The following is a 23,664-nucleotide window of genomic DNA, read 5'->3' on the forward strand; positions in this document are numbered from 1 at the left end:
AATCGCGAGGCCAATGAAAAAGAGTGTTACCGTACAATGTTCAATCCAGTGAGAATTGAAGTAACGGTACTTAAAATTCTCATCGAGGGGGATCGATGGCAAAACGAGGTAAAAGGCAGCAGCGGCCAAACCACCGATCACCCAGGAAAAATCGAGCTTTGCTTTGTGCGCAACTATTTTCGCAGATTGATTTTGCATCTGATTTTTCATCCTGCAGTTTTGACCGGGAGTGACGTGAGCAAAATTGACTTACTCATCAAGTTGCATTTGATTGAGAATCAAATTTTCTATCGTGAGGTGCTGACGCAACGTCCGCGCAGTGCATTCACTCCTCGTGACAATCGTTAAAATCGTCAAACTCGGCCAGACAAGTTGAATCGAAGAGACGGGGATGATTGAAGATTCCGACTTCCGTTCAATTGCCTCGACCGAGTGGAATTGTCTATTCTCTCAAATAGAAGTCGTGAACAGGCATGACCTTGCATTCACAGATGGCAGTGGACTGACGCACTCCGCCCGTCAGGGATCGACGCATTGAAATCATCTCCGGACAATCGATCTTTGGAAGTTTCTGCACTGACCCGCGAGATCGCAGGCTATCTCAACTTGTCGGGAGGTCGCCGTGATACGCAGTTCCTGATGAGATTGAATCAGTTGGCACGACTGGCTCCTCAGTGGAAACTCCAGCAGAAACTGCTCAACGAGACTCTTGAAACCTGCCATCGGGAAAATGTCACTGGCTTTGAGAATATTGAACAAGGCCAGAGTGCCATCAGTCTGGCATTCGACCACGTCTTCCCAGCTTATGTGAATCACCACCAGGATTTGCTGGGACATTTAGAGCCTGAAACGCTCCAACTGCCATTTTTTCTTGGCAGAATCTTCGAATCGATTCTGGAGCAGGGGGGGCCCTGGAATGAAGAACCAAGGATTGTCGATGGCTCACTGCGCATTCTGAATGACTTCCTTGGCTATCGGCCCATTGCCTTACTCGAAAATCAGCGCAAGCTCGAACCCTATGCCAACGAGCGATTCTGTCCACTGCCACTTTACATCAAAGGGGCAGGTGTCGGTGAATCTCCGTATCGAGAGATCATCGAGAAATCGCTCGAACTTCTTTCGAATACGACGCCCGAAATTCTGACAGACGCCTGGTTTTATCTCACGAATCTCGATGAACTCTCTCTCGATCCCCGGGCACATGATCATCTTCATCCTGCCAATAAGCGAACGAATTACCTGTTCGGCGAGTGGGATCCCCATCTGATTGACCTTCACGGCATGTACCGCCGGTTTGTCGTGAGAAAAGTCATTCTGGACGCTCTTCTGAAATGGATGAGCGAGCAGAAAAAAGTCCCTCATGATGAACTTGTTTATGATGCAGCCGCCGTCCTTGCAGGAACCATTCTCATGGCTTCGGCCATCAGTGGTGCAGGGCCCGAAACACATGATTCGACCATTACGTTGACGTCGCTATTGCCACGTGTGGCCAGACAGCGAGACCGCTTCTATGCCACGCTTCTGGAAAACGCTGAAGGCGCCAGAGCCAAGCGGCTTCAAAAGCAGGCCAAGGTTACGCAACAGCCCTTTGGGCACGTGCGACAGCATCTCAATATGTATCTGGCCGAATATGGAGCCCAGCAGGTTCAAAGAAGGCATCTGGCCTATCTGTTTGCACGCATGGGCTACGCAGATGAAGCCCGGCGACAGGCAGGTATCATCCCTGCGGCTGCAGCGCGATTCGATTGTGAAATTCAGTGGCGGTTTACGTTTTTTCGTAAAGAAATCGAAAAGGGCGACCTCGATCAGGCTTGCCGATTGATCGACGAGATCGAAGGTTTCCTGCACCGGGGAATCCGCTGCGGAGCCATTGTCGATCCCTGGAATATCCTGGGCTTTCAGGGGCACTTCCCGCTGTTTTCTTCCCGAGAAGACAGTGTGCCTGATCAACGTGTTGAACAACTGTTGAATCTCGTCGAATTGATTTTAGAAGCTTATGCCATTGCCCTGCAGGATGCAGCAGTCCGCGGCAGGACAGATCGCTATCACGAACTGAAACGGAAATTCTCTCGCTTTGCTGAATGGTGGGATCGATTCGGGACGCCCACTGTCGCAGACCTTCCTCTGGTTCAAGGACAGGAATCTTACGATTCGGCACTGCATGTAGCGGAAACACTTTCCGAATGGCGATCTGCCGGTGAAGCTGCCGGCGATGTGCAGTTCTGGCGGCAGCATGTCGATCGATTTGAATCATCCAAAGCGTATGCCCAGGTCGTTGAATCTCTCCTGGATCGTAAGGATACAGTCGCTTCGCTGGGCCTGCTGATTCAATGGCTGAGCCAGGTGGAAGAAGTGGGACTCGAGTCGGGTCCGCATTCACTGTTCGGATTGATGGTCGACTGGCTCGAATTAGCACTCGACTCCAATTCACAGCCTCCACAACCACAGTGGAAGAACATTTTGCGCATGTTCGATTCTGTGGAAGCGAATGCCGGTGAATTATGGACGATTCCCCGACTCTCGACAGTGCTTCAAGGCGGGATTCAGCAGGAACATGAAACCACCTCTGGCGAAGACGACACGAATGATGCAGACAGCACATTGTTTGGTGCCGCATATGATGGCATGGTCTTTCGCGATACCGCGAACGACGGCCTCGAAAGCGACACGGCGGACAGTGGTGGCGGTGCCGAACCGGGTGAATTCGAAGTTATCGAGACCTTGCTGGAACCGAGGCTCAAATTTGCCCGCATGATGACGCAGATGTGGCAGATCGCGGCCAGCGAATGCACCATGGCTGAGGCCACGCAGAAGGCCACTTCGTCAGAAGAAACCAGTCGTCCCGCAGCATTTTTTCCGGCAGATCATGTGGAAGAATGGCTCAAGCAATGTGTCGAACTCCAGCAGCAATTGAAACTGCTGATGGACGATCTCGAAAAGCATGGCGTGATCGAATCAAGCGGCGATCATGAAGCGAACATCGAGTTCGACATGCAGATCCAGACCAAGTTCTATCTGCTGCAATCGATTATTTATATCCAGATCAGTGCTCAGGTCGCGCGGTGGTGTCTCGAAGCTTTGCTGGCCGAAACCACAGGAAAAATCGTCGCCAGCGACCACGAAGAACAAATGATCGTGGAGTCGATTTTAGGGATATTAAGACGTGATCCTGCGGAAGTCCGCAAGCTTTTGCCTGCACTGCTGAAGGAGTTGCAGAAGCGACCACTGCTGTATATCCCTCTGGAGCACGATGGCGATCCGGGCGAGATGCTCAATGCACGAATCGCGCAGGCGATTATCCGCTTCATGCTCTGCCATTTGCCAAGGCTCGGCCTGCTCAAGGAAACCTGGCATCTGCTACAGGCTGCACATGAAATGGAACGCTCATCCCGGCCTGCCGGTATGGCTGTGACAGAGTTCGACCGATTGTTCCGCATCGCCCTCAGGAATTCGCTGGAAAGTATTATCCATGCCTCCCGTCAGTGGCAGAGAGGCAAGTTCGCGGATGAAGATCTCATCGAAATTGTGGGCTCGACTGTCGAGCATTATCTCGATCAATGGCTCGATCACAGTTCAACGATGCGGCTCTCGACGGTTGAATCGTTGAAGATGGATGGCGTATGGGATCAGACTCGAGAGTTCATCAAGAAGTATGGCAATGAGTTTTTGAATGCTCGTGTGCTGACACTTGGGAACCTCCGCACAATTCTGCACCAGGGGATCGAGAAATATCTCGCTTATCTGGAGGAATCTGAAGACCCGCTCCATCCCATTCCGCTTTTGGAAGATATCCGCGGAGGAAAGATCAGCACGCGAGAAGCTTCGGAGACATTGCGGCTGATCTATCAGGTGATTGTTGATCGCTTTGATCGATTTCTGGAATACAACTCGACCACCACGCAATCCGACTATGGGCAACTCTTTTTCTCGCTGCTCGACTTCTTAAGATTGGAAACTTCTTACGAACGGGATGCCTGGAATCTGCTCCCTGTCGCGATTGCTCATGAAGTCTTGACCAGGCAAGGCAGGGAGGAAGCTGCTGAGATCTGGGAAGAGGTGTTTACAGTCAAAACCGAAGATATGTCTGAGCGGCATCTGGCGGAACTGAAAAAACTCGAACGGCAATATGGTATGCGTCTGCCATCTGTTACGAGTCATCTTCAGGAGCGATTCGTTAAACCACTGGCTGTGAATAACATGCTGGCATTGATCCCTCGGGCTGTCGAAGAGGCCAAAAAGACACCGATGGAAACCATCGCCATCAGGTCGCTGGTGGCACAGATCGAAGAGTATCTCAAGAGTTCTCTCGGCTCAGGACTCGACGTGCCCCATTGGCTCAGAGCTCTGGAAGAAGAACTCAATGAGGGTATCAGTCATTCAGGATGGACGGGTGCCGATGCAGAGCCCGAACTCAACCTCCTGGGCCTGAATTTTACTCTCCGAGAAATGCGTCAGCAGCTCAAGACTTGGAAAGCACCGCCGGGTGGCCGCAAGAAGAACGATTCAGGAAATGCCTGATTGACGAATGCGCCGAATAAAGTCGCTCAGCATCATTTCTGCGTGCGTGAATTCATAGAAATTCCACGCTTCCTACCTGCAGTTCCTGGCCTCACCACTCTTCGCTCTTCTGCACGTCACTCCATTGAGGAAGCAGACCATCGAGGCTGCTGACAATTCGCAGGTGTGAGACTCGAGCCAGATTGATCGATTCCCCCGGAATGAAAGTCGAAACTCCAGGAGTTTCTATCCGCACTGTCGGTTCAGCAAATCGTTCACGATTGGACAACACGACTTTTGCGATGCGCCCGTCGTTGAGCTTTACATAACTCCCGACAGGAAAGAGGGAAATCAGGTGCAATAAAGCCCTGACAGATAAAGAGTCGAAATGGCCGGCTCGGGTCCCTTCCAGCAGATGTTCAATCGCTGCATAGGGGGAAATTCCCGGGCGATGTGGTCGCGGTGAGATCAACGCCAGATAGGTATCGGCCACAGCCGCAATGCGTGAAAGTGGATGAATCTGATTGCCACTACGCTGCCGGGGATAACCTGAGCCATCCATTCGTTCGTGCATCTGGTAAGCCACCAGTTTGGCACCATGTGTCACGGTGGGCTCTTTGCTGAGCAGATCGCAGATGTAGATCGGATGCTTCATGATCTCGAGCTGGCTGCCGGCATTCAGTCTGCGATCCGCTTTCAGCTTTTGGGCAACTTTCAACATCCCCGAATCATGGATCAGACAACCAAAGCTCAAATCGAGAAGTTCGTCCTTTCGAAAGCCCATCAAAGTGGCCATCGCCGATGCCAGCATCGATGTCTTCAAACCATGCTGCATCGGATATCGATCAAGGACTGGCTGCGAACCATTCTCAGCAAAAAGATCAATATCGCGGCTCATCAGAATCAGATTCTGTCGAGCCACACCAGTGACAGCGTTTGTGTTGACTTTGCCTTTCGTACCAATATCAAGAAAGACATCTTTCAACTGAGCGAGTGACCTTTCAACTCCTTGCTGAATCTCTCGAACCAGTGCCGGAGAAGGGTAAATGTTGCTTCTTTGAGAGACATCATGAATGAAGGAATCCGGTCGGATATTCCATTTCGGAGTCTGCGGAGTGGCAGGCGTTGCCGATGTTTCTTGAGCGGGTGCTGTTTTGGCACCTGCCCGATAAGTGCCACCAATGCGCCCCGGGCCGGAGACGTGGTTCAGTTCATTTTTATGAACATGCACAAACTTGACGCCACGACGGGCCATCAATTCGAGCAGGTGAGACGTAATGCGAGTTCCCGCAGCCAGCAAAAGGGGAAAGGTCGGCTTATCCGCATCGTAAAGCGGAGTCCGCAAATTGGCCCCGGGCCGCAGACGATCGATCGAAATGATCTGATAGTCGGCCCTGAGACTGGCTGATGAAGGACTTGTCGCTGGACCCATGTGAAGAAAACTTGGCTTCAGTGGGAGGAGATTTTGTGGGCTCGATTCCGGTGAAAGACTGATAACAGAGACTCTCACTTACCAAGGGTAGCTCATAGATTTCGCCGAACATGAAAAACTTTTGCGGGATCGATGCTGGCACAGGTTCTGTGAAAGTCAAAACCGGTTACACTGCAGAGTTTGTGCGTCATGGTCGCTGGCTGTGTGGCGGAGTTTCAACAGGGATGATTCCGCCAGAAAACAGAGAGCGAAAAGGGCAACCAAGAGATCGCTATGGGTCGGATACAACAACTCTCCAACAGTGTAGTGAACAAAATCGCAGCAGGCGAAGTGATCGAGCGCCCTGCCAGCGTGGTGAAAGAACTGATCGAAAATAGCATCGATTCCGGCGCACTTCGGGTCGAAGTCGATATTGGCGCAGGTGGCAGCGAATACATTCGTGTGACCGATGATGGAGGAGGCATTCACGCGGATGACATTCTCCTCGCTGTGACCACACATGCGACCAGCAAGATCCGCACGGCTGACGATCTGTTTCAGATTTCCACACTCGGTTTTCGTGGCGAGGCTCTGGCGTCGATTGCCGAAGTGAGTCAACTGAAAATCCGGTCGCGAATACCAGATAGCGATGTGGGATCGGAGCTGGTCGTCAACCTGGGTGAGCGGGGAGATGTCGTTCCATGCGGCTGTGCTGCCGGGACCTGCATCGAGATTCGTCAGTTATTTGCCAATACGCCTGTCCGCAGAAAGTTTCTCAAGAGCGATGCCACCGAATTCGGACACATCAGTGAGCAATTTACCCGGATTGCACTGGCTCGCTCCCATGTTCACATGGTGCTCCGTCACAACGATAAAATTGTCTACGAACTCCCCGCTACAGATCGACTGATTGACCGTCTCGAAATGTTCTACGGTACGGCCATTTCCGAGCAGTTGATCTCGATTGATCACCAACTCGGAGAAATGCGACTCTGGGGTTATGTCGGCCATCCGGCTGTCAATAAAGCCACGCGGAAATGGCAGCATCTTTTCTTGAACGGACGCTGGTTCCAGGATCGATCGATTCAACATGCTCTGTCCGAAGCTTATCGCGGCCTGATCATGGTGCAGCGTCATCCGATCTGTTTTCTCTTTCTCGAACTCAACCCGGCTGATGTCGATGTCAATGTGCACCCCACCAAGGTGGAAGTGCGCTTTCAAGATCCGCAGTCGATCTATCGTCTCATGCTCTCATCACTGCGCAATCGATTTCTTGGTATGGATCTCGACAGCAAGCTCAAGGTGCCTGCTGAAGCCAGTACAGTCGATCCTCAAGAGCAGAACGAAATCCAGAAGGAGTTCTCCCAATGGGCAAAGACCGAACTTTTCAAAACGGCTGAGATCGCCGGGTCTCCCCTCATGGTTGGATCAACGGTCAGTGGCACTATCGCCAACAGTCCACTTTCATTGCTTTCATCGACCACGGTGGATCGTGGAACTTCCGACTGGAGCCCGGAAATCGCTCCCGGGTTGAATCGCTTCGAGACTGAGAATCTGGAATGGTCGGCCGCGACTCACCGGATCGTCAACAGAGTCAATTCACCATCGCATTTTGATCAGCCAGGCCATTCCGAATCGACGGGTGGCATGGAGAGGTCAGAGATCGACGAGGCGGCATGCGCAGTTCAGCCCGAGAAATCTGATTTTGAACATGACTCCTCTCAGGCTGGGGAAACCTCGGAAGTTTCTCATGCCTCTGCGAGCCAGAACCATCATTTCTCGACGGAATTCCTCGAAGGTGTGCGAGCTCTGCAGATTCATGATTGCTATCTGGTTGTTGAAACTCCGGAAGGGATGACGGTCATCGATCAGCATGCCTTGCATGAACGAATTCTTTACGAAGAATTCCGCCGTCGAGTGCATAGCAAGGCCATGGAATCGCAGCGACTGCTCATCCCGGTACCGATTTCCCTGGGCTTTCGGGGATCCAGCCTGCTCCTCGATTGCCGGGAAGCGTTAGATCAACTGGGATTCGAGATTTGCGAATTCGGGCAGGGAACCATTCTTCTTTCGGCCTACCCGGCAATGCTCGGGAAACTGAATCAGGAGCAATTGCTTCGTGATCTGGCGGAACAATTGGAGTCTTCATCACTGGAAAGTGCTCATCGCGATATTCTGGATGAACTACTGAATATGATGGCTTGTAAGGCGGCTGTAAAATCGGGGCAGAAGTTGAGCCAGGAGGAAATCGAAGAGCTGTTGCGACAACGACATCTTGTCGCTGATGCTCATCATTGTCCTCATGGCCGGCCTACGGCACTCAATCTGTCAAGAACCGAACTTGATCGGCAATTTGGACGTCTGGGTTCCTGATGGCTGTTTGAATGACGATTTCTATCCACGCATCAATTGATAGGGCATATCGTGGCGTCGCAGATTTGTGTTGGAATAGGCCGCACCCGGCACCAGATGATGATTGCGGAACATCAGGCACTGGCGCAAAAAGGTGCCGAGCTGGTGGAACTCCGGGTGGATTATCTGTCGCGAACACCCGATATGAAGCGATTACTCGCTGATCGGCCGACACCCACGATTGTCACTTGTCGTCGTTTGACAGATCGCGGTCGCTTTCGCGGTACAGAAGAAGAGCGGCAGACAATCCTGCGTACCGCCATTCTTTCCGGGGCTGATTATGTCGATATCGAAGCCGATATTGCCCCGCAGATCCGCAGATATGGCAAGACCAAACGGATTATCAGCCATCACGATTTCGACCAGACTCCTGATGACCTGGAAGAGAAGTATGCACAGATGTGCAAACTTGATGCGGATCTTGTCAAGATCGTGACCATGGCGAACAGGGCTGAGGATTGTGTCCGCATGCTCAAACTCGTCGAGGGCGCACAAGTCCCCACAGTAGGCTTCTGCATGGGCGAGAAGGGGATGCTCACCCGTGTCCTGTGTGGTGCCTTTGGTTCGCCATTCACTTACGCGACTTTCAATAAAGAACGCGAACTGGCTCCTGGTCAGTTTTCATTCGACGAAATGCGGAAAATGTTCCGCTACGAACAGATTTCCCGCAAGACGATTCTGCTGGGTGTTCTGGGAGACCCGGTGGCCCACAGCTTGAGTCCACTCCTGCACAATACGCTCATGCGAAAGGCTGGTTTTGATGGTGTTTACCTGCCACTGCGAGTTTCGGCCTCAGAACTGAGTGAAACACTCGACGCCTACGAAAAACTCGGTTTTACTGGCTACAGTGCCACGATCCCTCACAAGGAATCTGTGCTTCAGAAATACCCGATGTGTGATGACTTCGTCCGGGCGATAGGCGCTGCAAATACGGTCTATCGCGATCAGGCGGGCCATTGGGCCTGTTCGAATACCGATTACCAGGCGGCACTCGATGCCGTTCTCAGCGGCCTTAAACCTGGAGAAAGCCTGGCTGGCAAGCGTGTCTTATTGCTGGGTGCCGGTGGTGCTGCCAAAGCAATTGGCATGGCCATGCAGAAGAGTGAAGCCATTACCGTGGTGGCAAGCCGCACGTTGAAGAGGTCTCAAGCTTTGGCTGATCAAATCGGCGGGCGGGCCATTACCTGGGAAAACCGCGGGTCTGAATTTGCCGATATTCTGATCAATTGCACGCCCGTGGGTATGCACCCGAACTTGAATGAATCCCCATTTCCCATTCACTGGCTGCGCGAGGGGATGCTGGTATTCGACACGATTTACACACCCGAGCGAACTTTGCTGATCAAAGATGCGCGTGATCGTGGCTGCACGACAGTCACGGGCGTAGAGATGTTTATCCGCCAGGCGACTGCACAGTTCCGATTGTTTACCGGGCTCAAGCTCTCGCTCGATGATGTCCGCACGATATTCCGTCGATTGATTTCGCCTGTTCGACATGACGATCTGCTCGCCGATCCTGCGGCTGCCGACGGAAATGCGGCTAACGGACAAGTGAGCGACTCATGAAGATCTCCTTGATTGGTTATCGTGGCACCGGCAAAACAACCATCGGAGCGAAGCTCGCGGAACATCTGCAGTTGAAATTTATCGACGCCGACCGATTGCTGCAGGAACGGGCAGGTCGCAAGATCAGCGAGATCTTCGCGACCGATGGGGAGGCTGTTTTTCGACAGCTCGAAGCCGATCTGATTCATGAGTTGGCCAACTCGACAGAATCCTTCGTACTTTCAACGGGTGGAGGAGTCATCCTGCGGCCTGAGAATCGAACAGCGTTGCAATCGGCTGGCCCGGTGGTCTGGTTAAAGGCGACACCACGAACCATCTGCACAAGGCTGAGACTCGACTCGGCCACGGCTCATCAACGTCCCGCGTTACTGGCTGCCACTCAAGCTGATTTCACACCAGAAGAACAAATGCTCTACGAAGTGACCACCCTCCTCGCCAGGCGAGAACCCTTCTATCAAGAGACGGCTTCGTTTGATGTCACGACCGATGAACGGGATGAGGCACAAATCGTGCGAGAAACCCTGGAAAAACTGTCCGACTTGAAAATCTAAACACGCCGCTGAGATTGTCGGAATCTGATCGACAGCACGGACGGTGATTGACCTGATCACGACGACTTCTGTATTTGGATTTACAGACTGCACAATTGCATAAGCATGCAACTTTCGGCAGATTGTTGGTGATCATCAAGACTTCAAAGTACTCCACTATTCAAAACGACATCCCGAAGGGAATGCATGCTCGATCTCCCTGCGTGGTTCATCCTTTCGACGCTCTTTATTCTGGGTTCGATGGTCGGGAGTTTTCTGAATGTTGCTGTCTGGCGTATTCCACGCCATGACGACTGGATTCAATCACTCAAGGGGGTTGTTTATCCTCCTTCAGCCTGCCCGGGTTGTCGGACGCCGATTCTTTCGAGAGATAATGTCCCGATTCTGGGTTGGTTGTTACTTCGGGGCCGCTGTCGGGCTTGTGGAATTCGGATTTCGTGGCGGTACCCGGCAATCGAAGCCCTCAATGGCATTTTGTGGGTCGTGCTCTATCTTGCCATCGTGCCTCAAGGCTACTTTCACGAAGCCTCAGCGAGTTGTGTCTGGACTGAACTGCTCCCGGGAGATGCAACGGTCGTCAGCCGTGACGGAATCTTCACTCGTGCGTTATGGCATTACGTTTATTTTCTAGTACTGATCGAAGGGCTGCTCGTTGCCACCTTGATCGATTTTGATCTTCAGATCATTCCCGATGGAGTGACGGTCCCCATGGCGATTTTTGGTCTCGCCATGCCCTTAGTTACAGGGATGACAGCGCTTTGGCCGGTCTGGTTTCACGATCCGGAACTGATCCGCACATTGGGCCTGTTCTTCCCGGAAGGAATGTTGAGCTGGTGGGAGACATGGAGCATCCCGAGTTGGATTTCTGTATGGCCTCGATGGCATGCCATCATCTTCAGCCTGACAGGCCTGATGGTTGGCGCTGGTATGATCTGGCTTGTCAGAATCCTGGGACATTGGGTCTTTGGTCAAGAGGCCATGGGGTTTGGCGATGTCATTCTGGGAGGGGTGATCGGCATTTACGTTGGTTGGCAAGCCTCAATTGTGGTGTTCTTTCTGGCACCAGCAGTGGCTCTTCTCTCCCTGGGGGTCACCTTCCCATGGATCAAAAATCGGGCAATGCCCTATGGACCGTACCTGAGTTTCGCCACACTCGTCGTGATTCTTGGCTGGCAACCGATCATGACGCGAGCCGAGAAATTCTTTGCGATGGGGCCGTTACTTTTCATCATTGGTGCAGTGATGCTGGTACTGCTGATCGCTTCGCTCTGGCTGGTGCAGGGGATGAAGCGTTTATTGGGGATTCGCGATGAATGGCCCATCGAAGACGAATGGACAAGTGCCGACCAGTTGATCTTCTTTGCCAACCGTCAACCGGAAGCGACGATGAGTCAACCAGGATCCAATTCTACATGGAATGGTGAGTTAGCCAGCCAGGGACGCATACACAGTGCGAAGTGGCGAGGCCATACGCTTCCATGGAAAAACTGAAGGACAGCCCATGAAGGGCTGTCCTTGCTGAGTCATGCTCAAGATACGCCTGATCGCTCGAACCATCAGATCATGTTCAGGCGGCGGGCCGCTCGATAGTATTGATACTTGCCCCAATCGAGGAGTCGATGCTTACCAACAGGGGCGGGCTTCCAGCCACGCTGACGGAGCTTCCAGTTGATCGAGTGAATACCCAGACGGCGATCCAGGTCGGGTGTCCGGAAGGTGATGCTCAGCGATACCGAGACCTCTTCACAGTTTTGCACGAAGTGTGGATAGGTCACTGGGAAGTGAAGTCCATAGCCGGGCTGCAGATCAAAGACCCATGATTTTGAGCGATTCTCATCAGCCAGAGTCATATTGCGAACCCGTCCACCATAAAAGCGCTCGAAGTCTTCCTGGGAAACAATCGACGGGTCATTTCCATCAAACAGATGAACGATTTTGCTGCCATGAATCTGGAGCAGGAAATTATGTTCCGGATCCATATGATAAGGCGTGATGGAACCAGGAGAAGTGAGAAAAATGTAGGCATGAGCTGACATCATGCCCGGGACAATGGCTTCTGATTGGGTACGAACTTCAGCGAGGCAGTCGTCCAGCACTTTGCCGTAGGCGGGATCGTTTTCCACATGCTTGAGAACCATCCACGACTTGCATTCCTTAATCCGCCGAACAGTATCGGCTACACTGAGACCATTGCGAGGCGTGAGGTCCGGATCCTGATTGATCGGTAAGTTGCCGGCATTGTATTCGATGTCGTTTTCAGGAAGTTCCTGGGCCAGCTTGAGTAATCGTTCTACGGAAAACAGCGGGTTTTCGCAGAGACGATGCCGAATGAGAAATGGCTGCTTGTTGAAGCAGCGATCAAACTCGGCAGTATCCCACTCGAGCAGAGTCGAATTCTCTCCGGCAATTGCTGATGTCCGCAGAGAGTTCGGAGAAGTCATAGTCAACATGATCACGCCTTTAGGATGAGAGCATTTCAAGCATTCAACGTGGAATTCGCACAAGGTTGATTCGGTCGCCAGTCGCAATGTGGCTTTATCGCTGCATGTAAAACTCAGTGAGGTCTGATCTGCCAGGTTTCGAGAAACTAATTTTCTGCCATTGCGGTTTGTTGTGGGGGCTTAATGACCCTTCGCAAGGCACGCAATCCAAAGCGAGCGGCCATGGAAAGGTCACCCCAGCGGCCCGTCGAGACAAGCAGTCGCTGAATCGTTCGTCGCTCGGGCCAGAGCCGCGAGATCATGAAGTGGCCAGGAGCAGCACACGAATCGAGCCAATTCAAATCGGGCTTCTGATGAGCAAAGCCAATGTTCTCAATTTCGAGTTGGACCCCGGGAGAGAATTTGGCATAGGCTTCGTCAAATCCAATCTTGAATGTAAAGCCACCATCTCCCGCCAGAAAATTGCATTTGACAGCGATTGCCTGGCCATTAAGAAACAGCCCCAGCATCATCAATTGTCCACGTTCCTGAGCTGCCCGGCAGACATCACGAAACCACTGTGCGTGGTGAGAGAGCGATGACAGCGCCGTCTGTTGCTGACCTTTCCATCCTCCACCTTCAAGCTGCAAAAACAGATCGACCCAGGGGTCAACATTCTCACCGGCATTCAATTCAAGCGTTTCAAATTGCCCCTGTTCAGCAAGCCGACGACGTTGCCGCCGGAGTTCCTGACGGTGATGCGATGTGGTGGCCTGATCCAGATAAATCTCGGCACTGGCGGCTCTTCGAAACAGCGCCCGGCCATATTGATGAGATACGAGCGAAAAGACCGATTGTCGCTCCATGGCTTCGAGTAAAGCGTGTTGAAATGGCCCCTCACCATGGATATGCGGCAACTCGAGAAAACTGGCACCGCAGGCTGTTGTCCGAGTCCACTTGAAGAACTCGGTCAGAATGATCGCTGTGTTCTCAGAATCAACCAGGGGAGTGCAAAGATACGTGTAATCATGCTGCCAGAGTCGATCACAATTCAGCGGCTGCTGCCATGTCTTGTGCTGACGCTGGAGAGGGAACATCGCGACCAGCTTTTCGGATTCTCCGGGCCGCAATCCCGATTGCCAGATGAGAATAAAGCGAAGTCCCGGATCGTGCGGAAAATGTCGCAGCGCCGGCAGGACAAACCAATGCTCATAAAAAGGATTGGGCTCGATCGACCGACTGGCTAATTCACTCCACTGTGGAATGATTTCTTGCAGGCGGGCATGATCGGTAACGATTTCCATGCGGAAATCGGTTTCGTGGATCCGTCGTTTATTACGCTGGATGTGACCATCAGCTTTGGGAATCGACGTGACTGCCGAAGGAGTCTCAGGGGGTGAAGCAGATGATTCCGCCCTCACTTTTCCGGCTGCAGCGCTTCCCATCCCCATGTGCCTCTTCCTGCCGCTTGATCTCGGGACCACGTTGATCCCGCAATGACCTTCACTACAGGTAAAGCTAGTTCAAGAACCGGATGAGGCAAATCGGACCGCGTTCGCTGAGTTCTTCTGCCGCCGGTTATTCAGCTTGAGTGCCGAGCCTGACGATTTTTAACTCCTGTAGAGATCTAGCGTTACGAACATCTGGCGAAAGTCGCAACGTGCAGGGAAGAAAGACCGGTTTCGCATGTGCTTCCGAGGGGACAGCATCCACAAGAGCGAGCCTTAATGGGACTTGCACCAGTTCATGCGCGGGAGGAACGACTCTTAAATAGAGCCTTCTCGACGAGAACAGCTCAATGAGAAGATTGGCAAAATCCCGAGACAAGCCGGCCGCAACAAGGACGCCCGCCGGGTGCTTCAGCCGTAAACCATAGTCGCCTTTGGTGGGTTGAAATCGATCAAAGCTATCGGCCAGAGGAACAACGCCCGCCTCACCGGTTCGTCTGACATACTCGACAATCGCAGCCTTCAGTTGGCCGTGAGCTGCCAATTGTTGCCATGCCTCCGCAGCCTCTGTCGTTACGGCAGGAGTTGCGGAAATTGTGCGTAATTCGGCCTGCTGTTCATCGTCGAGCATGCGGACAACCCGATGATCGCTGGTCGCTTTGCGGCAACGACCTTCCGCCCACTGGCGAATCGCAAAAACCTGATCTTCGGCAGTGATCGACAACGGAATCAGAGATCGACGTGCTTTCTCAAGGTCTTCCATTTCAAGAATTCGACCATGGCTGAAAGATTCCACAATCGCTGAACTGACAATCTGCTCCAGTTCAGCTCCGCTGTAGCCATCAGTCTGTCGTGCCAACTGATCGAGATCATACAGGGAAGGTTGCCAGCCTCGCTTTTCGAGATGGATCTGCAGGATTTTCAACCGCTCATCAAAGTTGGGTAAGTCGATAAAAAAGAGTTCATCGAATCGACCACGGCGCAGCAGTTCCGGAGGAAGAGATTCCACAGAATTGGCTGTTGCGACCAGAAAGACAGGTTGCTCGACTTCACTGATCCAAGTCAAAAACGTTCCCAGCAGGCGGGCCATTGTGGAGTCCGTCGCTCCACCGGATGATTGTTCGGCTCCTGCAAAGCCTTTTTCGATTTCATCGAGCCAGAGGACAGCCGGTGCGAGATTTTCCATCGTCTGCAGGACTTTTCGCAGATTTTCTTCCGGCCCACCACGCTGGCCAGCCAGTAAATGAGTGACATCGAGTCGCACCAGAGGAAACCCCAGGACTCTGGCTGTCACGCGTGCAGAAAGACTCTTTCCGCACCCTTGAACCCCCAGGAGAAAAACTCCCTTAGGGGCAGGGATCCCTTGTTCTCGGGCGGAGGGCGATAAAGCCTTTGATCTTTGGGTCAACCACTCCTTGAGTTGATCGAGTCCACCAACATCGTGGATACCTTCTTGGAGATCGTAAAAGGTCAAGAACTCCGATCCGGAAGCGAGGCTTTTCTTCTCGGAAATCAGCAGACGAACGACTTCATCATCGACGGTTTTGCGATCAAGCATCGCCCGGCGAATCGCCATGCGGGCTTCATGCCAGGTCAGACCGGCGAGCGCTTTCAGCAGGGAGTCTTCCTCTTCGTGGCTCCAAGGCTCAACCTGTTGATGCATTGCGAGAGATTCTTCCTTGTACTCCTGCAAAATCTGTCTCAAATCGGCAAGATCAGGCAAAGGGAGGGCCATTGAAATGGCCAGCTTTTCGACATCCACTGGCAGATCCGGTTCAGGATCAATAACGATCAGCGTCTGCCGCCGACGAAGTGCCGTGGTGACCGTTTCACGAAAATCTCGAATGGCCTGCGGTGAATCGAGAAAGCGGCCTAACCGACAGATGAGCCAGACCAGACCTTCCGCCGCGACCTCGGCACCCGCAACCCATTGAGCCGAATCGATGGGTCTCGTGGCGGCAAGATCGGGCTGATGTTCAGCCGGCATTCCCTCACGCAATTCCCAGGATTCTTCTTCCGAAAGTTGGCGAATGATGGCCAGGCAGCGTTCCTCTTCGTGTGTCTTGATCACAACCAGTGGATAGCCCGCTCGAATACGCCCCACAAGATCGGCAGCAAAGTTTGACATGAATCCCTCGGAATTCAGAGAAGTTGGCTCAGCGCTCTGTCATAAAACTGCCGGTTCTCGATGAAAACTCGATACTTTCCGCCACCAGCGATTTCATGCACAGCTTGCGTGAGTATCGAACGCTCTGCAAGCATGAAAACCTGCCCAAAGCGATCTTGATTGAACAGATGAATGCCAATACTCTCATGCTGGTCAATTCAGGGATTAATTTACGCATCGGATGGCGTTCCCTTCAGTCCCATAGACACTTCTCCAGAATGCAGATTTGGGCTTTGGCCTGAAAAGAGTTCAGGAAGGAATCTGAACAGGAGAGGCCGCAATGATTTTGCGTGCCTGTGGTTGGGTTACACAATTTGTTAAAGCCACACTTTTGCTGACTATGTCCATTTGCGGCATGGAGGTCGGGCTGAGAGTGTGGGAAGCCTACGCTCCTGAACACAGCCCCAAACCCGCTTCTTCACTTTCCACCCTGCTTGTGCCCTCCGCGAGGCAATACCAGGAACTCATCCCCCGTATCGAACGAACCTGGCCCGGCACGAATGGCCAAACTGTTCGATTTCGCACCAACAGCCGAGGGGGACGGGGTGAAGAATTGCAGACGCCCAAGCCTCAAGGAACCTTTCGCGTGCTCTGGCTGGGAAATGAAACCGTTTTAGCTCCCATGCTCGATGAATCACTGACTCCACCGCACCTCGTGCGAACATTCCTGCAAACCAGATCGCCAGCACCCGTCGAAATTATCAATGGTGGATTTCCCGAAAGCTGCCCACTGCTGATGGCGCTCAAGTACATGAACGACTGGGCCAGCACGGAACCCGATCTCATCCTGATTCACGTTGATCGATCCGCCATTGAGCGCGACCGCCAATTGCGTCGTTTTACACACGCATCCGTCGATGGCCGCCCTTTGTGTTGTACTCATCCGTCGCTGACCGCCCCTTCAGCAGCTCAACCAGGAAGAGACTGGCGCGAACGCTGGCGATTAATCGACCTGACGATCGCCTGGACCGCCCACTTGTGGCATTCACAGACAGCAGAAAAGTTCAACGAAGACCAGTTGCCGACACGCTCCCCCGGTTCGTTCAGCAGCCCAGACAGCCAGAAAGCATTGATCAGTGGAACTGAGCATACGTTGCGTCCGATCCTGACAATTCTCGATCTTGCCAAACAATCAAACACCCCGGTGATCGTAATCACCTCACCGGTCTCACAGAGAACACCTGAAGATCAGAGTTTTGCCAAGCTCCTCTCTGAGTTCTGCCAGTCACATCGACTTCCACTGATTAACGCCACGTCGACCTGGAACGATCAGAATCTTTCGGATGCCATGACCACTTCGCCGGCAGGCAATCAGCAACAGGCGGCAATTGAACAGTATTCACAGATTGTGGCACAGACACTTCTGGAGAACTGGCCCGGCCCATGGAGAGGGAATCCATCCAGACCTGTTGACGAGAGTCGACCAAGCTCAGAACGACAACCTCTCCTTACCAGAGAATCGACGAGTGGCTTACCCCCACAAATACTGCGGCCCTCCACACCAGTCGATCCTCGTTCTGCTCCCATTCTTCAGGATGGGCCACGAAATCAACGAGGAACTGGCTCTGCACAGATGCCTCGGGATCGCGAGATTGTTCCTGCGGGTGGATTTTGAACGTTTGCCGGCATCCATCGGCAGAGTCAAGACGCTTCCTTCAGAAACAAAAAAACCTCAAGCAAATTGCTTGAGGTTTGATCAAGTCTTGAATTCGCTGCTTCAAGCAGCAATTTCATTAGCATAGGTCCGAATACTAGGCTTTTGCTCCACGGGCAAGTCGTGCCAACATTTCGGCAGGACCATGATCGTAGCAATCATCTGTGTTCCAGAGTGGGACACCAGCGGAATAGCGGGCAGCCAGCATCAGAACTTTATCTTCGGAACCTGGCTTTGCTGTGGTTGGACGAGCAGGATCAATTCCAAGGGCTTCGAAGTCAATATGCTCGAACTCACCCTCTAACTCTTCACCTTCTTCGCCGTAGCCCAGGGTCTCTTCTTCCAGATCATCGAGATCAAAATCGCGAGCCATCTTTGATCACTCCTTTCTACTGATAAATTGATGAAGTCTAATGTTTTCAGAACGCTGAAACTTATGCTCAAAGATGCCGAATCGCTTCGACATCGATTTTCCAAATCCAGCGGCTCACTCAAACACGAATTCTAGAAAACACGAATTCAGGCAGCCGCTGTCTACACACTGAGTACGAACACAAACCAAAAATCTAATTCGAAAAAACTCTGGGTGAAAACTTTTTGTGAAGTCTGATGGCTATCGAGACAAAATCAGATGGTGATTGAAACTCCGTACCACTCACCTGTTCTTCGCACCATTCAAACCTCACCTTTCACTCAGTATGTTGCTATCGATCATCATTCAACAGACCCGTTACAACCGGTCAAAGTTGGACAAATGACCACACAGCCCCATCATTTCAACTGGCTCTCGATCTCTTAGCCAGCTTTCAAATCAACCAGTGCAATGGCACATTGAATCATCTTCGCGATCAACATCCACCTGTCACAAATTGTGCCAGAATAGAGGCGAACAAGAAGGGCCAATGCCCCCCACCGGCGAAATCACTCCATTCGATCACTCCAGCTTGGCAACCTCACCAGCATCATGCCGGCGGGACCAGTGGACGCACATCGTGAACTCAGACCGATGTTTTGCAACTGTGCGGGATGCGACATCGTCAGCACCCATCGGCAATCAGTTGCGAGTTGCGTCACAAAATTGTGTGATTTCAAGGCGTGGGCTTCGAGGCAGGACTCTTTGTTGACGACGTATTGTGCGTTCCTGGCCGGTTTTGTCAACAATTTTTTCACACGATCTGCATGCAGAATTGGCTCCAGTTCCCATGACCACTGACTTTTTATCAGTTTCCCGCTGATTTCCGGCCTTTTTCCCAAATTGGCCTCAAGAAATTTTCTTGGGAAAATTAACGCCCCACCACCATTTGAAATTCAGTTTCTCTCGCGAGGCCTCTCGACGTCATAACGCTTCAGCTTTCGATCCAGCGTCGAGCGTTCAATTCCCAATATCTGAGCGGCCTGAGACTTGTTCCATCCGGTCCATTCCAATGTCGCCAGAATGTGCTGCTGCTCAACAATCTCCAAGGGTAAAGCTTCAAAAGTCTGCCTCGTCGAGATGTCGCGGGCAGGCTCCACAGATTTGCCGGTTGTTCCAAGTGCCGAAAGATGCAGGTCGGCCTGACCAACCGCCTCATGAGGACAAAGGATCACTGCCCGCTCGATGGTATGCTGCAGTTCTCGCACGTTTCCGGGCCAGTCATATTCAATCAGCGCCTGCATCGCTCCGGGAGTAAACCCGACCATATTCCTCGCCATTTTTCGAGCGAACCTGTTCAGGAAGTAATTCGCGAGCAGCGGAATATCGAGTTTTCTCCGACGCAGTGGTTCCACCACCAATTCGACCACCTGTAACCGGAAGTAAAGATCCTGACGGAAGGTTCCTTCGGAAACAGCTTTCTCCAGATCGCGATTCGTTGCAGCCACAACGCGAACATCGGCATGCACCGGGTCACCGCCGCCGACCCTTTCAAATGGATGCCCTTCCAAGACTCGCAGAAATTTGGCCTGAACTCCCGGGCTCATTTCGCCCACTTCATCAAGAAAAATCGTCCCTTGATGGGCCTGTTCAAATTTCCCTAATTTGCGCCCAACGGCACCTGTAAATGAGCCCTTCTCATGGCCGAACAGCTCGCTTTCCAGCAAGCTCTCGGAAAGTGCAGCGCAGTTCATCGTAATGAAAGGGCCACCCCGACGGTTGCTATGCAAATGAATCGCTCGCGCGATCAATTCTTTGCCAGAGCCACTTTCACCCCGAATGAGTGCGGTTGCATCTGTCGGAGCAATGCGGGCAATCCGGTTTTTCAACTGCTGCATAGCCGGGCTTTCGCCAATCAGATCCATCTCACTGCGTAATTGCTCACGCAGCGTCTGATTCTCGACCTCGGCACGCTGCAAACCTGCCTGAAGCTTCTCGACACGTTGCAACTGTTCCAGACCAGCGGCCATCTGGTCCGCCACAGCTAATGTAAACTCCAGGTCGTCGACTTCGAGCTGGCTCACGTTATCCGTTGAGTAAAGATGAATGAGCCCGTACACCTTTTCTGCCGTGCGTACAGGTGCACAAATAACACTCTGCGCCTCGATCTCACCCAGACTGTCCCGGTCCAGAAATCGATCATCCGAAGAAATATCGCGAGCCAGAACCGCTTCCTGATCCTTGAGAACAATCTGCGATAATGAATCCGATACCGGATGGTAGGGCTGATGGTTTTGAGCTCGATAAGCCACAACCGAAAGTTGATCATTGCCGCCAGAATTTTTGGCGAGGCTCGAACTCATCAGCAAAATGGCCCCGATGGTGGCCGATGATGCATTGAGGAGACCTTCAAGCACAATTTCCGAAAGGCCTTGAGCTGTTGTGGCTGAGCCCATTTCCAAAGCCAGTCGATACAACCTCGAAAGCTCAAGCGAAGTCTTATCTCTGGCGGCAGCGTCCACAGGTTGCCGGAAACGCGACTGACGCCGTCGATGCAGGATCTCCGGATTGCTGTCGCTTTCGTGCCGCTCACGGAGTGCATCGACCGTGTCAGATTCAATGGGTTCATCCAACCCATCGTCATCATCCCACCGCTGTGTCAGACTTCCGGCCAGGCCAAAAATTGTGCTGCCAATCTGAAACGACTGGCCAAACTTCAACTCCACATCGCCGGAAATGCGTTCACCACGCAGTTTTGTCCCATTGCGACTGCCACAATCCCGCAGGCGCCAGCAATTCACGTCAAAAAACAGCTCACAATGATTACGGCTGCAGATTTCGTCCTGGACAACGATGCGGCAAGTGGTCGCCCGGCCAATCGTCGTCACCTGATTATGAGGCAATCGGTAGACATCACCGCGTTTCACGCCGGTGCGAACAACCAGGTATGCGGGGTCTGCTTTTGTAATAACCTCTTGAGACATAAAGCCAGCAATTCATCAGGGAGCTACAAAATTTCCAGGCCACTGGATTTTTTCATGGCCATGGTAATCTTCACGCTGCCATATTTCTCGTACAGGAATGTGTTCTCACACCATAGAGCCGTCTCTACGGTCGTCACAACTGGAACTCAGGAATCTGTCGGTTATTCAGTTGGTCGTTCCGGCGCAGCAAAAAGCCAAACGCAACAACTATAACACGGTAACCTGTGGTTCGTGCATTGTCCAAATGGCATTGTGTCGCTGGAGCAAATTGAAAACCTGTCATTTGCTGTGTTCAGCCATCACCCCTGACTCTTCGGTCGTCATGTTTGAAGAGAGCCGTTCGAAAATCTTGCGGAGATTGATTTTCAGGAGAGATCGGCTCTTGCACTTCACAGAAACTCAAGTCATCGTTGAAGATCTTCGCAGGGACGGGCGAACAGTGTTGATCGAACTTCCTGTCCACTGAGTTCCCGTGGGAAAGTGATTATCCAACAATGCCATCTCAACCTTGGTCACCATGAAATGGCCGCGTGAAGGGATTGGCTGCGTGAAGATCATTGCCCTACGGATTCATGACTAGACACTCTTGGTCCACCCAGGCACAGAATCAACCGCATCAACACAAGCTTTAAGACTGCGAAAACGCCGGCAAAGACAAAGTTCTGGCATTAGGAAACTCGACAGTGATCAACTACAGCCCTTACCTGAACAGCCCGTTCCTCGCTCTACTGCTGACAATTTCAATCAGCTGGCTCACTCCTGGGTTTTCGCAGGCCGAAAACTGGCCCCGATTTCGAGGGCCTAACGGCACAGGCCTGTCAACGGAAAAAGGAGTTGCGACTCAGTGGGATCCACAGTCCGCCAAGTGGGTCTGCACTCTCCCGGGAGAAGGCCATTCGTCTCCTGTCATCTGGGATAACCGGGTCTTTGTGACGTCGGCTGAAGTCGTGAGTAACGAGAAGATCAAGCGCTCCTTACATGCCATTAAGACGGATACTGGTGAAATTGCGTGGACAGCCTCCACGATTCTTGGAGTCAACGGAAAACACGCCAAAAGCAGCTTTGCCAATGCTTCTCCAACCACTGACGGAGAGCGTGTTTACATTGCCTGGGCAGATACAGAGCGGTTTCTTGTGGAGGCCTTTGATTTTGGTGGCAAGAAACTCTGGAGTTACAATCTCGGCCCATTTGCATCACAGCACGGGCAGGGGGCCTCGCCAATTCTTTTTGAAAACCTGCTGATCATGGCCAACGATCAGGACTCTGACAGTTCGATTGTGGCCCTGCACCGCAAAACAGGGGAAGTGGCCTGGCGTAAAGCCCGCGAATCGAGAGAAACGTCTTACGCCACACCGGCCATCTACGAACCTGCCAATGGCGCCCCTGCGCAACTGATTTGTGTCAACGGCGTTTCCGGAGTGACAGCACTCGATCCATACACAGGAGATGTCCTCTGGACGAGTGAAGCCTTTCGCCAAAGAACTGTCGCCTCTCCACTGGTGACGGCTGGCCGAATTGTGGCTGGAGCAGGTCAGGGGGGGAAAGGGACGATGTACCACATCATCGATCCACTGGCGAAACCGACAGATGGCCAACTCCCTGTGGCGTTGAAACTCGAGCGACTCTTGCCTTACGTCCCTTGTGCGATCATCCATAAAGATCTTCTGTTTCTTTGGGGCGATGGAGGAGTCGTCTCATGCTTCAACCCCAAAACAGGCGAACCCATCTGGACAGAGCGGGCCGGGGGGAAATTTACAGCGTCTCCAATCGTGATCGATGATCGGCTGTACAACATTGATGAAAATGGCAAGATCGTTTGCCTCGCCGCCGATTCAACCTTCAAATTGCTTGGAAACACCAGCCTCGACGAGGGTTCCTACTCATCCCTGGCAGTTTCCAATGGTGTGGTCTACGCCAAGACATTTACAAAACTTTACGCCCTGCCGCCGACCCGATAACTCATCTGATTGCAGCTTTTTCGCTCTCAGTGCTCCATAGATCTCCGCTGGCACGGGATGTGCTGATTCTTTGAATAGTGGTGACTCATTTTTTTCACCCGTCTTTATTTTCTGTTGTTACTTTCTCAATCTCTTCCATTTAGCAAAGGACGGCGTATGCCTGCCTGGCCTGGAGGTCCTTGCCCTCAATGTGGTGAGGATGTCCCCCCGCGAATCATTCGTTGTCGCAGTTGTCGCTGCCTGC

The 23,664-nt window shown here is 52.4% G+C and carries 15 protein-coding genes; 9 read left to right on the plus strand and 6 right to left on the minus strand.

Annotated elements, in window-relative coordinates:
* The first annotated feature begins 36 nt into the window (after nucleotides 1-36).
* Both A6X21_RS24615 and A6X21_RS08795 read left to right on the plus strand, forming a co-directional pair.
* Entirely contained in the window at nucleotides 37-348 is a 312-nt protein-coding gene (locus tag A6X21_RS24615) for a hypothetical protein (RefSeq protein ID WP_165603733.1), read from the plus strand.
* Nucleotides 349-534: 186 nt separating this feature from the next.
* The gene (locus A6X21_RS08795; protein WP_240490210.1) at nucleotides 535-4,518 is read left to right on the plus strand and encodes a hypothetical protein; all 3,984 of its coding nucleotides are present in this window, start codon (nucleotides 535-537) and stop codon (nucleotides 4,516-4,518) included.
* A 91-nt stretch (nucleotides 4,519-4,609) separates the two neighbouring features.
* Here the strand turns inward: A6X21_RS08795 and A6X21_RS08800 are convergent, their stop codons facing one another.
* The gene (locus A6X21_RS08800) at nucleotides 4,610-5,929 is read right to left on the minus strand and encodes an HD-GYP domain-containing protein (protein ID WP_068847206.1); all 1,320 of its coding nucleotides are present in this window, start codon (nucleotides 5,927-5,929) and stop codon (nucleotides 4,610-4,612) included.
* 273 nt (nucleotides 5,930-6,202) lie between these two features.
* Here A6X21_RS08800 and mutL point away from each other — a divergent pair, with 273 nt between their 5' ends.
* The 4 genes from mutL (at nucleotide 6,203) to A6X21_RS24620 (ending at nucleotide 11,928) form a co-directional block, all read left to right on the plus strand.
* Entirely contained in the window at nucleotides 6,203-8,281 is a 2,079-nt protein-coding gene (gene mutL, locus A6X21_RS08805) for a DNA mismatch repair endonuclease MutL (RefSeq protein ID WP_068847207.1), read from the plus strand.
* A 51-nt stretch (nucleotides 8,282-8,332) separates the two neighbouring features.
* Nucleotides 8,333-9,886 (plus strand): shikimate dehydrogenase, encoded by a 1,554-nt coding sequence (aroE, locus tag A6X21_RS08810; RefSeq protein WP_068847208.1) that lies wholly within the window; start codon nucleotides 8,333-8,335, stop codon nucleotides 9,884-9,886.
* Complete coding sequence (locus A6X21_RS08815) at nucleotides 9,883-10,437, plus strand: shikimate kinase (RefSeq protein ID WP_068847209.1); 555 nt, start codon at nucleotides 9,883-9,885, stop codon at nucleotides 10,435-10,437. Before aroE ends, A6X21_RS08815 begins: the two co-directional genes overlap by 4 nt.
* Before the next feature lie 186 nt (nucleotides 10,438-10,623).
* Nucleotides 10,624-11,928 (plus strand): prepilin peptidase, encoded by a 1,305-nt coding sequence (locus A6X21_RS24620; protein ID WP_068847210.1) that lies wholly within the window; start codon nucleotides 10,624-10,626, stop codon nucleotides 11,926-11,928.
* A 65-nt stretch (nucleotides 11,929-11,993) separates the two neighbouring features.
* Here the strand turns inward: A6X21_RS24620 and A6X21_RS08825 are convergent, their stop codons facing one another.
* The 3 genes from A6X21_RS08825 to A6X21_RS08835 form a co-directional block, all read right to left on the minus strand.
* Complete coding sequence (locus A6X21_RS08825; protein ID WP_068847211.1) at nucleotides 11,994-12,887, minus strand: cupin-like domain-containing protein; 894 nt, start codon at nucleotides 12,885-12,887, stop codon at nucleotides 11,994-11,996.
* A 137-nt stretch (nucleotides 12,888-13,024) separates the two neighbouring features.
* Entirely contained in the window at nucleotides 13,025-14,308 is a 1,284-nt protein-coding gene (locus A6X21_RS08830; protein WP_068847212.1) for a GNAT family N-acetyltransferase, read from the minus strand.
* A gap of 127 nt (nucleotides 14,309-14,435) precedes the next feature.
* Nucleotides 14,436-16,433, minus strand: coding sequence for an AAA family ATPase (locus tag A6X21_RS08835; RefSeq protein ID WP_068847213.1), 1,998 nt, complete (start codon nucleotides 16,431-16,433; stop codon nucleotides 14,436-14,438).
* A gap of 23 nt (nucleotides 16,434-16,456) precedes the next feature.
* Between A6X21_RS08835 and A6X21_RS08840 the strand changes: the two genes are divergently transcribed.
* Both A6X21_RS08840 and A6X21_RS08845 read left to right on the plus strand, forming a co-directional pair.
* Nucleotides 16,457-16,714, plus strand: coding sequence for a hypothetical protein (locus A6X21_RS08840; protein WP_068847214.1), 258 nt, complete (start codon nucleotides 16,457-16,459; stop codon nucleotides 16,712-16,714).
* A 38-nt stretch (nucleotides 16,715-16,752) separates the two neighbouring features.
* Complete coding sequence (locus tag A6X21_RS08845; protein WP_068847215.1) at nucleotides 16,753-18,087, plus strand: hypothetical protein; 1,335 nt, start codon at nucleotides 16,753-16,755, stop codon at nucleotides 18,085-18,087.
* A gap of 136 nt (nucleotides 18,088-18,223) precedes the next feature.
* On the opposite strand, the gene A6X21_RS08850 is transcribed toward A6X21_RS08845, so the two are convergent.
* Complete coding sequence (locus A6X21_RS08850; protein WP_013110107.1) at nucleotides 18,224-18,499, minus strand: hypothetical protein; 276 nt, start codon at nucleotides 18,497-18,499, stop codon at nucleotides 18,224-18,226.
* Nucleotides 18,500-19,434: 935 nt separating this feature from the next.
* Nucleotides 19,435-21,462 (minus strand): sigma 54-interacting transcriptional regulator, encoded by a 2,028-nt coding sequence (locus A6X21_RS08860; protein ID WP_068847217.1) that lies wholly within the window; start codon nucleotides 21,460-21,462, stop codon nucleotides 19,435-19,437.
* Nucleotides 21,463-22,145: 683 nt separating this feature from the next.
* Between A6X21_RS08860 and A6X21_RS08870 the strand changes: the two genes are divergently transcribed.
* Nucleotides 22,146-23,420, plus strand: a complete 1,275-nt coding sequence (locus A6X21_RS08870; protein WP_068847219.1) for an outer membrane protein assembly factor BamB family protein — start codon at nucleotides 22,146-22,148, stop codon at nucleotides 23,418-23,420.
* The last annotated feature ends 244 nt before the right edge of the window (nucleotides 23,421-23,664 follow it).

Source organism: Planctopirus hydrillae (assembly GCF_001707835.1).
Taxonomy (GTDB): domain Bacteria; phylum Planctomycetota; class Planctomycetia; order Planctomycetales; family Planctomycetaceae; genus Planctopirus; species Planctopirus hydrillae.